This window comes from Paenibacillus phyllosphaerae, assembly GCF_014192105.1.
GTDB lineage: Bacteria > Bacillota > Bacilli > Paenibacillales > Paenibacillaceae > Paenibacillus_Z > Paenibacillus_Z phyllosphaerae.
Map to the genome: position 1 here is coordinate 315032 of NZ_JACHXK010000005.1, position 13173 is coordinate 328204.

The 13173-nt window shown below is 60.5% G+C and carries 10 protein-coding genes; 1 reads left to right on the plus strand and 9 read right to left on the minus strand.

Features of this window, described 5'->3' with window-relative positions:
- Window positions 1–123: 123 nt before the first annotated feature.
- Both FHS18_RS13850 and FHS18_RS13855 read right to left on the minus strand, forming a co-directional pair.
- Window positions 124–1524, minus strand: a complete 1401-nt coding sequence (locus FHS18_RS13850) for an NAD(P)-dependent oxidoreductase (protein WP_183600654.1) — start codon at window positions 1522–1524, stop codon at window positions 124–126.
- A 37-nt stretch (window positions 1525–1561) separates the two neighbouring features.
- Window positions 1562–2842 (minus strand): M20 family metallo-hydrolase, encoded by a 1281-nt coding sequence (locus FHS18_RS13855; protein WP_183600655.1) that lies wholly within the window; start codon window positions 2840–2842, stop codon window positions 1562–1564.
- A gap of 267 nt (window positions 2843–3109) precedes the next feature.
- Here FHS18_RS13855 and FHS18_RS13860 point away from each other — a divergent pair, with 267 nt between their 5' ends.
- Window positions 3110–4825 carry a PucR family transcriptional regulator gene (locus FHS18_RS13860; protein WP_183600656.1) on the plus strand — a complete coding sequence of 572 codons (1716 nt, stop codon included), beginning with the start codon at window positions 3110–3112 and terminating at the stop codon, window positions 4823–4825.
- Between the two features lie 111 nt (window positions 4826–4936).
- Here FHS18_RS13860 and FHS18_RS13865 read toward each other — a convergent pair whose 3' ends face one another.
- The 7 genes from FHS18_RS13865 to FHS18_RS13895 all read right to left on the minus strand — a co-directional run bounded on the left by FHS18_RS13865 (window position 4937) and on the right by FHS18_RS13895 (window position 12804).
- Window positions 4937–6322 carry an aspartate aminotransferase family protein gene (locus tag FHS18_RS13865; protein ID WP_183600657.1) on the minus strand — a complete coding sequence of 462 codons (1386 nt, stop codon included), beginning with the start codon at window positions 6320–6322 and terminating at the stop codon, window positions 4937–4939.
- A 21-nt stretch (window positions 6323–6343) separates the two neighbouring features.
- On the minus strand, window positions 6344–7804 hold the full coding sequence (locus FHS18_RS13870) for a CoA-acylating methylmalonate-semialdehyde dehydrogenase (protein WP_183600658.1): 1461 nt from the start codon (window positions 7802–7804) through the stop codon (window positions 6344–6346).
- Between the two features lie 191 nt (window positions 7805–7995).
- Window positions 7996–8880, minus strand: coding sequence for a nitrilase-related carbon-nitrogen hydrolase (locus FHS18_RS13875; RefSeq protein ID WP_183600823.1), 885 nt, complete (start codon window positions 8878–8880; stop codon window positions 7996–7998).
- A 146-nt stretch (window positions 8881–9026) separates the two neighbouring features.
- Window positions 9027–10121, minus strand: coding sequence for an ABC transporter substrate-binding protein (locus FHS18_RS13880; RefSeq protein WP_183600659.1), 1095 nt, complete (start codon window positions 10119–10121; stop codon window positions 9027–9029).
- Window positions 10122–10301: 180 nt separating this feature from the next.
- Entirely contained in the window at window positions 10302–11207 is a 906-nt protein-coding gene (locus FHS18_RS13885) for an ABC transporter permease (RefSeq protein WP_183600660.1), read from the minus strand.
- The gene (locus FHS18_RS13890; RefSeq protein WP_183600661.1) at window positions 11207–12019 is read right to left on the minus strand and encodes an ABC transporter permease; all 813 of its coding nucleotides are present in this window, start codon (window positions 12017–12019) and stop codon (window positions 11207–11209) included. Before FHS18_RS13890 ends, FHS18_RS13885 begins: the two co-directional genes overlap by 1 nt.
- A gap of 5 nt (window positions 12020–12024) precedes the next feature.
- On the minus strand, window positions 12025–12804 hold the full coding sequence (locus FHS18_RS13895; protein ID WP_183600662.1) for an ABC transporter ATP-binding protein: 780 nt from the start codon (window positions 12802–12804) through the stop codon (window positions 12025–12027).
- Window positions 12805–13173: the final 369 nt, after the last annotated feature.

Consider the following 13173-nt stretch of genomic DNA (forward strand, 5'->3'; position numbering starts at 1 on the left):
GGTTGATGTTGAGGCGAGAAGCGCAGCGGATTGGTTGGCGTTCACGGTCGCAAGACTAGGAATACCAACCAATCCGCTTCATAAAGGCTTGTATAGCGCGTTTCAATCCGGACGCTCCGTCGCCTAGATCGCCACTTGCTCCGGCCCGGATTCATCATCGGCAGCAGACGCAAAATGTTCGCGAATCGCATGGGCGCACCGCTTGCCCTGCTCCGCGGCCGACACCACCATCGCTTCGCCTTGGCCGGCGCCGAACACGATATCGCCCGCGGCGTACACTTTCGGATTCGACGTCACGTGCGTGGCCGTATCGATCTGCACGACCCCGCGGTTATGCGCAAGGCCGAACATCTCGATCAGGCCGGTACGACGCTTCTGGCCGATCGCCGTCACGATCGCATCGACCGGCATCAGGAACTCCGAGCCTTCGATCGGCACCGGCGTCCGGCGCCCATCCGCGCCCGGCTCGGTCAGCTGCATCCGCACACACTCCAGGTGCATCACCTTGCCGTTCTCGTCGCCGATAATCCGGCTCGGGGCGGTCAGCCAGCTGAACTCTACGCCCTCCTGCTTGGCGAATTCGTATTCAAAATCGTACGCCGTCATCTCGTCTTTCGTCCGGCGGTAGACGATCTTCACGTTCTCCGCGCCGAGACGAACGGAACAGGTAGCCGCGTCGATCGCGGTGTTGCCCGCGCCGATGACGGCAACTCGCGCGCCGGAGAGCGCCAGTATCGGCAGCTCGTCGGACTTCGTGCCCTCCACGAGCTGAATCGCGTCATAGACGCCGTCCAGGAACTCGCCTTCTATGCCGAGCGGCGGCACATACCCCATACCGGCCGCGAGCACGACGGCGTCGAAGTTATCCATCAGGTCGGACACGGGAACGTCCGTCCCGACCTTCACGCCGGTGCGGATCGTCACGCCGAGCTTCTCCACCTGCTCGACTTCCCATAGCGAGACCGACTGCGGCAGACGGAACGACACGATACCGTGGGTGTCGAGTCCGCCAGCCAGCGGCTTCGCTTCATAGATCGTGACGGCGAATCCGTCCCGCGCCAGCTCCCGCGCGGCCGATAATCCGGCAGGCCCACCGCCGACGATGGCGACCTTGCGGCCATTCGGCGTCCCCGCTTTGAACAGCGGCCTACCGTTCTGGATCGCCCAGTCCGTGGCATAGCGCTGCAACTTGCCGATCATGATCGGCTCCGACGCATCGTTCAGCACGCAGGCCCCCTCGCACAGAATCTCGGTCGGACAGACGCGCGAGCAGCTCGCGCCGACCGGATTCGCGTCCATGATCGCCGTCGCGGCCCCTTTCAGATTGGAAGTCGCGATCCTTTTAATGAAGGAAGGAATATTGATGCCGGTCGGGCAAGCCTTAATACAAGGCGCATCGTAGCAGTAGAGGCAGCGGTTCGATTCCTCGACCGCCGCCTTCGGGGTCAGGCCTGGCTCGGCTTCCGCGAAATTGCGTGCCAGCAGCTCCGGCGCGAGGCTTCGCAGCGGTATACGTTGTTCCATCGTAATCCCTCCTGATCGTAATGATGCTTGGGTGAGTCTAGGCCTTCCCCGCGGCCGAAGCGGACGATTCCGCCTTGCACAGCCGGAGCGCGCTGCGATACAAGAGCTCGGTGCCGAGCGCAATGTCTGCCTTGCTCGAGAACTCCTTCGGATTATGGCTGATCCCCGCTTCGCAGCGGACGAAAATCATGCCGTAATCGCAGTAGTGCGACATGGCCAAGGAATCGTGGAACGGCCCGCTCATCAGCTCCGGCAGCTCGACCTCAACCTCTGCCGCCGAAGCGCGAATCGCATCCTTAATCCGCTCCGCGCAATACCGCGGCTCGCTGTTCGTATCCTCGCGGATCTCGTAGGTGAGCCCGTTCTCCATCGCCGCATCGTCGATGATCGCCCGCAGCTGCTGCTCCAGCCGGTCGCGGCGGGCCAGATCGATGTCCCGCAGGTCGATGGTAAAGCGCACATGCTCCGGGATAATGTTCCGGGAGTCCGGGAACACTTGGAGCGAACCGACCGTCCCGACCGTCGGCGCGTCCGGATCGCTGGCTGCGAGCGTCTGCAGCCCCGTAATGATCCGCGCCGCCCCCGCAAGCGCATCGCGCCGCAGCTTCATCGGCACCGAGCCCGCATGGCCGGCGAACCCGTGCAGATCAATCGTCCACCAGAGCGGCCCCGAGATGCCGGTGACCAGGCCTACGGGACTGCCCAGCGATTCGAGGACCGGTCCTTGCTCGATATGAAGCTCCAGGAACGTTCCGACTTGGCCGGGTTTATACTCGGATTCGGCGAACTTCGCCGGATCGCCGCCGAAGGCGATCAGCGCTTCGCGCCGCGTCACGCCGTTCTTGTCCGCGCGTTCCAGCTCTCCTTCCTCCAATCGGCCGAGGATCCCGCGAACGCCGAACAAGCCTTTGTTGAACCGGCATCCCTCTTCATCGCAGAAGGCGGCCACCTCGATCGGCGCATCCGGAACGATGCCTTGATCGGCCAGCGTCTGCACGACCTCGATCGCGCCGATGACGCCGATAATCCCGTCGAACCGTCCGGCATACGGCTGGGTATCGATATGGGAGCCGAGCATGACGACAGGCAGATGCGGAAGGCGCCCTTCGAGGCGTCCGATCAGATTGCCGAACGCATCGATGCGGGCGGTCATGCCCGCTTCCTCCATCCACCCTTTCACGACAAGCACCGCCTCCAGATCCTCCGGCGACAGCGCCAGTCGGCAGACGCCGGTGTCGCTGATCTTGCCGATCTCCGCAAGTTCGTTGATGCGCGCCTCCACACGATCGGCGTCAATGTTCCATTCGTTCAAGCCCATCCCTCCCCGAATGAAAATATGTAAGATAACCTGACCTATAATCTCAATTTTCTAAAAACTCATCCGATAAACAGCTGATTTTTGTGCGAAACGGTGATTTTCCACCTATCAACCAACATTCATTGTGTTATATTAGTTCACATACCATATGCTAACTATAGTGATCGCGTGCCTATTTTACATTAGACATCCTGTCAAAATTGTCGCCGCACATTTCTACAACATCCACACGCGTCACATCACTTCAACGTAAGGGGGAGTCTTGCGATGGAAACAAGGCGTAATCTGACGGCCCAGGAAGCGCTAAGTCGGCCGTTGTTCCACGGGGCGGAGCTCATTGCAGGCGCAGGCGGGCTTAGCCGTACGATCCGCTGGGTGCATATCTTGGAGATCACCAGCTTCGAGACGTTGATTCACGGGGAAGAAATGATCCTGACGACCGGCATGGGCTTCCAGCTTACGACCGATTCGTCCGTTGCCGTCGCCTTCGTCCAGGCGTTGATGGACCGCAATGCCGCCTGTCTGTGCATCGAGCTCGGCCCGAACTTCCCTGCCGCTCCTCCCGAGTTGATCGAACTGGCCGACAGACACAACTTTCCGATCATCCTCTTCCCGCATACCGTCCGGTACGTCGACATCACCCAAGATCTTCACTCGATCATCATCAACCGCCATCACCTCATGTTGCAGGAACTCGAGCGGCTGTCACGCGAATTCCACCGCCTTACCCTGGCCTCGCAAGGGGCGCTCAGCGTCCTGAAGCTGCTGCACAAAAGCACGCAGGCGCAGCTGCTCTACCGCCCATTGACCGGCAAGCCGATCTTCTTCCCGCCTGCCGCCTCCTCGGAGCAGACCGAGCTGCTGCGAATCGCGGCCGCCTGCTCGGAAGAGATGGGCGAGATCCGGCCGAATGCCGCTCCCTACCTGCACGAGGAGGAAGACCGTTACTTCGTGCTCAAGCCGATCGGGGCGCTCGAGCAGACATGGGCGACGATCATGATGGTCTGCACGCAGCGACCGGGCGAGTTCGACTACCTGCTGCTCGACTCGGCGGCGCTCTCCATTGCCCAAGAACTGCTGCGTACCCGTTACATGGAAGAGCGAAAGCTGTTCTCGGAGAATCTATGGATGGGCGAATTACTCAACGGCGGGATCGAGGACGAGAAGCAGCTGAAGACGCTCATCGGCCCGGATTTCAAGCGGTTGAACGAAAGCCACTACCGCGTCTGCCTCATCGAGATCGACAATCTGTACGACGAATCGCTCGGGATGAGCGACCATGAGTGGGAAGCCGTCCGGATCCATCTGTCGCTGATGCTGCGCTCGGCGATGGAGAAGCAGGCGTTCCGCCCGCTCATTACGCTGAAGAACAACCGGCTCGTCGTCATCGCGTTCGATCTGAAGTCCAAGCTCGGCTCCCGCGCCCGATTGACGCAAGCGCTCTCGGTGCTCTGGGACATCCAGGGCGATGAGCGGCTGAAAGGACTCAAGCTGCAAGCAGGCGTCGGCCAATCTCACCAGCAGCTGCGCTATGCGTACGACAGTTATCAGGAGGCGATCCAGGCGCTCGCGCTGCATGCCAGCTATGAGCAGCCGGTGCTGTTCTACGAGGAGCTCGGCGTCTTCCAGCTGCTGCTGCGACTGAACGACGGTCAGATGCTGCAGCAGTTCATTCGCGGCTATCTGGGTCCCCTGCTCGATCACGACCAGAATAAGGGCAGCGATCTCTTGCTCACGCTCAAAGTGTATCTCGACCACGACGGATCGAAACAGATTGCCGCTCAGAAGCTGTTCATCGTCCGGCAGTCGCTCTATTATCGGTTGGAGAAAATCGCGGAGCTGCTCGGCGAGGGCTTCATGTCGCCGGAGAACCGGATCGCGATCCAGGTCGCCCTGCGCGCCTATCAGCTGCTCCATCCCGAGAAGTTCCAGGGCGCCCGCCGAACGAATGACCGCAAACCGCAGCGCGAGCTAGGCGGATGATGACCCTCCCTAGCTCATTGGCTTGCGTTCACAATCGTAAGATTGGGAATGCAGCATGGAGCGACTGCTCGATTGCGTCCCCTTCCGCGCCTCCCCTTGCCGATCCGCCTCTCACCCCGCATCATCCGCCGAAGCGATCTGATTGGCCATGACCTGCTTGAACGTGCTGATGATGAAGGCCATATCATCATCCGTCGAAGCAAGCGGCGGAGAGAACGTCAGCACATTGTTATAGCCGGCCACCGTATCGCCGTTCTTGCCGATAATGAGCCCCGCACGCTTGCACTCGCCGATGATCTTCTTCACGACGTCGACGGAGGCAGGCGCTTTGGTCGTTTTGTCCGCCACCAGCTCGATCCCGAGCAGGAAGCCAAAATGGCGGATATCGCCGACGAGCGGATGCTCGAGCAAGTCGTCGAATGCGCTGCGCAGCCGCTGACCGAGCACCTCCGCGCGCGCCACCAGCTGTTCGCGTTCGAGCAGCTGCAGATTGGCCAACGCCAAGGCGCAGGAAGCCGGATTGCCGCCGAACGTATTCACATGCCGCAGATGGCTGTACATCTCCGTATTGTCCTTGAACGTATCGTAGATCTCCTTGCGGACCGCCGTCGCCGAGAGCGGCAAGTAGCCGCTGGTGAGCCCTTTGGCCATCGTGACGATATCCGGCTGGATGCTGAAATTCTGATGTCCGAACTTCCGTCCCGAACGACCGAAGCCGCAGATGACCTCATCGATGATAAGAAGCACGCCGTACTGATTGCAGATTTCCTCGACCCGCTTCAGATAGGACGGCTCCGGCACGATGATCCCGCCGCCGGTAATGACCGGCTCCATAATGACGGCCGCCACCGACTCGACGCCCTCCCACACGATCGTCCGCTCAATCTCGTTGGCGCACTGGAGGTTGAAATCCTCGACCGACATCCCGTCGGGACGGCGGTAGCTGTCCGGCGGCGCGACGTGCAGGAATCCGCTCGTCAGCGGCTCGTATTTATATTTGCGCTGGGCCTGGCCTGTCGCCGACAATGCGCCCAGAGAGCTTCCATGGTAAGCGCGATAACGCGAAATAAACTTGAAGCGGTTATGCTGGCCGATTTGCTGCTGGTACTGCCGGGCGATTTTGAACGCGACCTCATTGGCTTCCGAGCCGCTGTTCGAGAAGAAGATGACGTATTCGCCCTCCAGCCATTCGTTCAGCTTCTCCGCCAATTCGATCGCCGGCAGATGGCTCTGCGTCAGCGGAAAATACGGCATCGTCGACAGCTGCTTATACGCCGCATCCGCCAGCTCCTGCCGCCCATAGCCGACGTTGACGCACCAGAGGCCGGACATCGCGTCGAGATAACGGTTGCCTTCGGAATCGGTCACCCAAGAACCTGCCGCCTCGGTCACGATCATTGGACGGTCTTGCTCGCTGTACGGCGTAATGTTATGCCACAGATGCTTCTTGTCTTTCTCCTTCAGTTCATTCGTATCGTAACGGTTCAACTCGAGCATGCGCGCTTCACTCCTTCGCCGCTAATAACGGGCCGTAATCATTTTTTTGCGGGTATAGAACTCGACGCCATCGCGCCCGTTGGCATGCAGATCGCCGTAGAACGACTTCTTGTAGCCGGAGAACGGGAAGAACACCATCGGAGCGGGCACGCCCAAGTTGATGCCGAGCATTCCCGCATCCATCTCCTCCCGGAATTCGCGGATCGCCTTCGCGCTGTCCGTGTAGAGGCAGGCGCCGTTGGCGAACTCGGACCGGTTCGCAACCGCGATCGCCTCCGCGAGATCTTTCACCCGCACGATCGACAGCACCGGGGCAAAAATCTCGTCGCTCCAGATCGCCATCCCCGGCTGTACCCGGTCGAAAATCGTCGGACCGACGAAGTAGCCGCTGCCGCTTGCCGCGGCGTCCAGCCGCCCGTCTCGGACGAGCTCCGCTTGCTCCTCTTCGCCCAGCTCGATATAGCGGATCGCGCGCGCCTTGTTCGCCTCGCGAATGACAGGGCCGAGGAACACATCCGCTTCCAGGCCGCTGCCGATCTTGATCGCATCCGCCGCTTCGATCAGCCGCGCCACCAGTTCGTCGGCAATCTCCTCGACGACGGCGACGACCGCGCACGCCATGCAGCGCTCGCCTGCCGAGCCGAAGGCGGCCGAGGTGATATTGCGGACCGCATTGTCCAAGTCAGCGTCGGCGAGGACGATGGAATGGTTTTTGGCTCCGGCTAATGCTTGAACGCGCTTGCCGTTGGCCGTGCCGGTCTTGTACACATATTCGGCCACAGGCTGGGAGCCGACGAATGAAACCGCCTTCACGTCCACATGCTCGAGCAGCCCGTTCACGACCTCATGCGCGCCGTGCACGATATTGAGCACCCCGGGCGGGAAGCGCGCTTCCTTGAACAGTTCGGCCAGCCGGTTGACGAGCAGCGGCGTCCGCTCGGAAGGCTTCAGCACGAACGTGTTGCCGCAGGCGACGGCGAGCGGGAACATCCAGCACGGCACCATCATCGGGAAGTTGAACGGCGTAATGCCGGCGATGACGCCGAGCGGATAGCGGTACATGCCGGATTCCACGCCGGTGGCGATGTCCGGCAGCTGGCTGCCCATCATGAGCGTCGGCGCGCCGGCGGCGAATTCGACGCATTCGATGCCGCGCTGCACTTCGCCGCGCGCTTCCTCCAAGCTTTTGCCATTCTCGACCGTGATGAGCTGCGCCAGCTCCTCCCCATGCTCGATCAGGAGCTGCTGGTAGCGGAACAAGTATCGCGCCCGGCGGGGTACGGCAACCTTGCGCCATGTGCCGAACGCCTCGGCCGCGGAACGGACGGCCTCATCCACATCCGCCTTCGTAGACAGCGGAACCTGGGCGATCACCTCGCCCGTCGCCGGATTGCAGACCTCTTCGTAAGCGGCGGCGCTGGATACCGTCCATACGCCGTGAATGACGTTGCGGAGTATGACGGGCTTAGCGGTCAGGACCATAGTTGGGATGCTCCTTCCTGGTATTTGGTGCATACATATGCCCGCTTGGGACAGCGCATGCATATCATCTGGTGAAACGGCACGCGACAAGGTGAACCGGCTGGCGCCGTCTTTGATGGCGCAGCGCGTTTCATTCCGGAGAAATACAAGATTATTTATAAGCGTGCAACTTATAAATTCTTGTATTTCATTTATAACTTGGCCAGCTCCTGATACGTCTCCGGCCGGCGGTCGCGGTAGAATTGCCAGCTTTCGCGCACCTCGCGGATCAGCTTCTTGTTCATCTCGCCGATGACGACCTCATCCTGATCCCGGCTTCCCATTGCCACGAAATGGCCGCGCGGGTCCACGAGGTACGACTGGCCGTAGAATTCGCCCATATGCCAGGGAGCTTCGAAACCGACGCGGTTGATCGCCGCCACGTAATAGCCGTTGGCCACCGCATGGGCCGGCTGCTCCAGCTTCCACAGATACTCGCTCGTGCCGGACACCGTCGCCGACGGATTGAACACGATCTCCGCGCCGCTGAGCCCAAGCACGCGCGCCCCCTCGGGGAAGTGGCGGTCGTAGCAGATGTAGACGCCCACCTTCGCGAAGGCGGTATCGAATACCGGAAACCCCAGATTGCCGGGCTTAAAATAATACTTCTCCCAGAATCCGCAGCCCCCGCCGCCGGCGCCGACATGCGGAATATGATGCTTGCGGTATTTGCCCAAGTACGAGCCGTCGGCGTCGATGACCGCCGCGGTGTTGTAATAGGTTGCAATCCCTTCGCGTTCGTAGATCGGCAGCACGATGACGATGCCCAGTTCCTGCGCCAGCTCCTGGAACAGCTTCGTGGTCGGCCCGTTCGGGATTTCCTCGGCCGCGTCGTACCACTTGTTCGTCTGCTCCGCGCAGAAATACGGCCCGTAGAAAATCTCCTGCAGCGAGACGATGTTCGCCCCTTGGGACGCCGCCTGGCGCACCAGCCCGATCGTCTTCTCGATCGCGGCCGCCTTGTGCGCCGCAACCGGCTCATTGCCGTCCACCTCATGCTTCGTCTGGACCAATCCGATGCGTACCGTATCCATTATTACTCCTCCTTGCGGTTGGTTGGTCTGCCGTTCCCGTGCTCGGGCAGCGTCAAGGGGCGGCGGCTGGCTTTGGCTTCGGAAGGTTTCCGCATAACGCTCATGACCTTAATGCCCGCATCCGAACCCAGCCGCCGCTAAGCCCCGATTTACTCCATCGCCATCTTAACGATCTCGTTCGTGTATGCCTTCGCCAAATCTGCCGCTTCCTTAATGACGCCGAACTGCAGCGCGATATCCGCCGTCTGCTTGAACTTCGCTTCGTCGATGTAGCCGAGCTTTTCCAGATCGAAGCCCTCCGGCGCGACCAGCTTCGCCACTTCCTGCATCATCGTCACCTGGTGCTCGCGGCTCGTCGAGCCTTCCTCGGCTACCTTCATGACGCTATCCACCGCGGCCTCGGGACTTGCGATCGCTTCCTTCCAGCCTTTCATCGAGGCACGGACGAATTTGGCCGCCGTCTCCTTGTTATCCGCCAGCCAGTCGGCGTTGGCGAACAAGTTATCCTCCAGCATCGCGACGCCTTCCTTGTTCATATCGATCACCGACAGATCGCTCACCGGAATGCCTTGCTCCAACACGACGTTATATTCGTTATAGGTCATGGCCGAGGCGGCATCGAGCTCGCCGGTGAGGAACTGATCCATCGTGAAGCCCTGCTTGACGAACGAGAGATCCTTGTTCGGGTCGAGCTTATATTTGTCGAACAGCGCCAAGAGTTCGAACTCGTTGCCGCCCATCCAGTTGCCGACCTTCTTGCCCTTCAGGTCCGCCGGCGAGTTGATGCCCGCCGTCTTCTTGGAGACGAGCACAAGGCCGCTCTCCTGGTACACCTGCGCGATCTCGATGATCGGCAGCCCCGCTTCCTGGCTGGCCAAGAGGCTCGCCACCCAGTCCACGCCGATATCCGCCGCGCCGCTGGCGACCTGCTGCTCCGGCACGATATCCGGCCCGCCCGGCAGAATCTCCACGTCGAGCCCTTCTTCCTTGTAATAGCCCTTATCAAGCGCGACATAATAGCCGGCGAACTGCGCCTGCGGCACCCACTTCAGCTGCAGCTTCACCTTCACCGGATCGGCTGACGGTTCCGCGCTTGCATTGGCCGCATTCGCCTGCTCCCCATTGGCGCTCCCCGAAGCCGGCGCATTGTTATTGCCACCGCCGCAGCCGGCCAACACCGTCCCCATTAACAGCATGACGGCCAGCAGCGAATGCGCGCGAACCTTGCGTTTCTTGTTCTCCATCTCAATCTCTCCCTTGCGATTGTAGTTCCCTCCCTAAACTAGCCGCGCTCGCAGAACGCACATCCAAGTCCCGAGGGTCTATGGCTCTATGTAAAACACGTGCGGCGGACAGAAGAGGGCAAGGTGCCGCATATGCGATGAACCTCCGGGCGTCTGTTACACGCAGGCGGCAGCCGCAAGCTAGCCGCGCCGGGAAGGATGCCAGCGCATGCACATCTTCTCGAGCCCCTCCATCAGCAGATAGAAGGCTACGCCTAAGGCCGCGGCCACGATGATGCACGACCAGCCGAGCGGCATTTTGGCAATCTTGATCGAGTTGGACAGCAGGTAGCCAAGCCCCCGCGAGGAGAAAAAGAATTCGCCCACGATCGCCCCGATCATGCTGGCGGTCGTGTTGATCTTGAGCGCGGTGAAGACGTAAGGGAGACTCGCCGGGATACGCAAATAACGAAAGACTTGCAGCTTCTTCGCGGCATAGCCATGCATCAGATCAAGCGACAGCGGGTCGACCGAACTCATGCCCTTGTGGACGTTCATCGCCATCGCCGCCATCGTGCTGATCGCGACAATCGCGATCCGGGAGCCGATGCCCCCGCCGAACCACAGGTTCATGATCGGGGCAAGGGCGACGATCGGCACCGCGTTCAGCGCCGCGACCAGCAGCACGCCGCCCGCGCCCCATCTCGGCCAAGCCGTGGCGATCAGCGCGACCAGGAACCCTAGCGCAGAACCGAACAGGAGCCCAAGTACGGCTTCGGTCCAGGTGTACAGCGTGTAATCCCACAGCAAGGAGGCGTTCTCGCCCATCGCCTGCGCGATCGCGGAAGGGAGCGGAAGCTGGTACGTCCTTAGCCCCCACAGCCGGTGGAACAATTCCAGCTGCCATGAAGCGAGGAACAAGAGCCCGCCCAGCGCCGGAATGGCGATCCGAAGGGCCAGCTTGGCGCCTGAACGAGCGGTTGCCGTCTTCCTGTGCAACGCGGGTGCGGCAGATCCGGCTGTCGCGGCGCTCCCTCCTCCGGCCAATGGCGGCTCCGTACCGCCGCCCCGCACAACCTCAGCCTTGCGTGCCGTATTCCCTTCCATCAGCGGTCGCCTCCCTTGCGGCGGAATTCCGGCTGCCATGGGGTGAGCAGCCGCTCGCACAGACTAATGAGGCAATAGCTCAAGATGCCGAGCAGCGCGCCCACGATCACCGTGGACCAGAACATATACACATGGGACGGCCCGTAGTAGAGGTTGCGCAGCATAATGACACCGATGCCATGCTGAGCGCCCATCAGCTCGACCAGGATCGCGCCGGTGACGGCAAGCGGCGCCGCAATCTTCAGTCCGCTGAACAGCCCCGGCAACGAAGCCGGCAGCCGCAGCTTCCAATAGACCGTCCATGGCTTCGCGGCATGGATCGCCATCAGCTCCAGCGCCGACGGATGAACGCTCCTCAGACCGCGCAGCATATTAAGCGATACCGGGAAGAACGTAATATAGCCGGCAATGAGGACCCGGGAGATTTGCTCATCCCGCACGATGCCGTACAGAATCGGCGCAAGCCCGAGAATGGGGATCATCTGGGAAGCGACGGCATACGGGAATGCAAGCTGCTCGATCCATTTGGACATACTCATGATTAGTGCGAGCAGCGCGCCGGCGACGGCGCCGATCACGAACCCGATACCGGCATTGCCGAACGTCGCCCGCCCTTCCCGCCACAGCGTGCCGCCATATTCGCCGAACGTCCCCGCGAGTTCATGGATATACGGAAGCTTGGATTGGGCAAGCGGCGTCTTCGCGACGTCCAGCAGCACCCAGGATATAATCTCCCATACAGCCAGCAGTGCTGCCGCCCATACGACCGTCGGCAAGAGGCGGCCTTGCCGCAGCGCGCGTTGTCCTTTCATTTACGCTACACCCCTTCGAAGCTGTCTCGGATATGGGCAATGAGCCCGAAGAATGCCGGATCGTTCCGCATCTCGCTCGTTCGCGGCCTCGGCAGCGGAATGTCGACGACGGCAGACAATCTGCCGGGATGCGGCGAGAGGACGAATACGCGGTCGGAGAGAAAGACCGCCTCCGGGATGCTGTGCGTCACGAATACCACCGTGCTGCCGACCTTGCTCCATACGGATAGCAGCTCTTCATTCAACCGTTCGCGCCCGAATTCGTCAAGCGCCGAGAACGGCTCATCCATGAGCAGAATCTCGGGCTCCATCGAGAGCGCGCGGGCGATCGCCACGCGCTGTTGCATGCCGCCGGACAGCTGCCACGGATATTTGTCCGCGAAGGCCGCAAGGCCCACTAGCGCGAGCAGCTCCTCCGCTCTCTCCTCGCGCTTCGCCTTGCCGACGCCCATCAGCTCGAGCGGCAGCGTTACGTTGTACCTCACTTTCCGCCAGTCGTAGAGCACCGGGTTCTGGAACACGATGCCGTATTTCTGAGCCAGCCGGGCTTCTCTGGGACTTGCGCCAGCCACCTTCAGCGTCCCGTCCGTCGGCTGCAGCAAATCCGCGATTAGCCGCAGCAACGTCGTCTTCCCGCAGCCCGACGGACCTAGCAGCGAGACGAACTCGCCCTTGTTGATGTTCAGGCTAATGCGGTCAATCGCCAGCACATCCGCGCCTCCCGACCCATAGCTCATGCTGATTCCGCTTAGCTCAATCTCCGGTGCAGCCGCTGCTTGCCCCATACAGACCCCTCCGATATGTAAAGTAATGTTACGTAATCGCCGATTTTCACAGCAGACTCAGCACTCCATGTAGCTTTATCTAACATGTTACACAGATGAGGTCCCCGTAGCATTAGACACGGAGTCAAATCGTAGACCGAAAATTCCGTCAATTTGTCCAGCATGGGTATTCTGGAGGCTGTCTGCCGCTTAAGTCACTCATTTTGCAGACGAAATAGGGACCAATTCAGGAAAATTACTAATATTGTCACAAATTTCATCGTTTTCATGGGACTCTAGCATTATTCACCACTTCAAATCTCTCACGTTTTATCGAATAATGACGATAAAGATATAAGTAAAGTAAGATATTTCGTAATGATTTTGTTA

Excerpts from the sequence above, each read along its gene's own strand:
- FHS18_RS13870 (WP_183600658.1), bottom strand. The coding sequence starts at position 7,804 with ATGGTCCTGACCGCTAAGCCCGTCATACTCCGCAACGTCATTCACGGC.
- FHS18_RS13860 (WP_183600656.1), top strand. The coding sequence starts at position 3,110 with ATGGAAACAAGGCGTAATCTGACGGCCCAGGAAGCGCTAAGTCGGCCG.
- FHS18_RS13885 (WP_183600660.1), bottom strand. The coding sequence starts at position 11,207 with ATGGAAGGGAATACGGCACGCAAGGCTGAGGTTGTGCGGGGCGGCGGT.
- FHS18_RS13880 (WP_183600659.1), bottom strand. The coding sequence starts at position 10,121 with ATGGAGAACAAGAAACGCAAGGTTCGCGCGCATTCGCTGCTGGCCGTC.
- FHS18_RS13855 (WP_183600655.1), bottom strand. The coding sequence starts at position 2,842 with ATGGGCTTGAACGAATGGAACATTGACGCCGATCGTGTGGAGGCGCGC.
- FHS18_RS13850 (WP_183600654.1), bottom strand. The coding sequence starts at position 1,524 with ATGGAACAACGTATACCGCTGCGAAGCCTCGCGCCGGAGCTGCTGGCA.
- FHS18_RS13895 (WP_183600662.1), bottom strand. The coding sequence starts at position 12,804 with ATGGGGCAAGCAGCGGCTGCACCGGAGATTGAGCTAAGCGGAATCAGC.
- FHS18_RS13865 (WP_183600657.1), bottom strand. The coding sequence starts at position 6,322 with ATGCTCGAGTTGAACCGTTACGATACGAATGAACTGAAGGAGAAAGAC.
- FHS18_RS13890 (WP_183600661.1), bottom strand. The coding sequence starts at position 12,019 with ATGAAAGGACAACGCGCGCTGCGGCAAGGCCGCCTCTTGCCGACGGTC.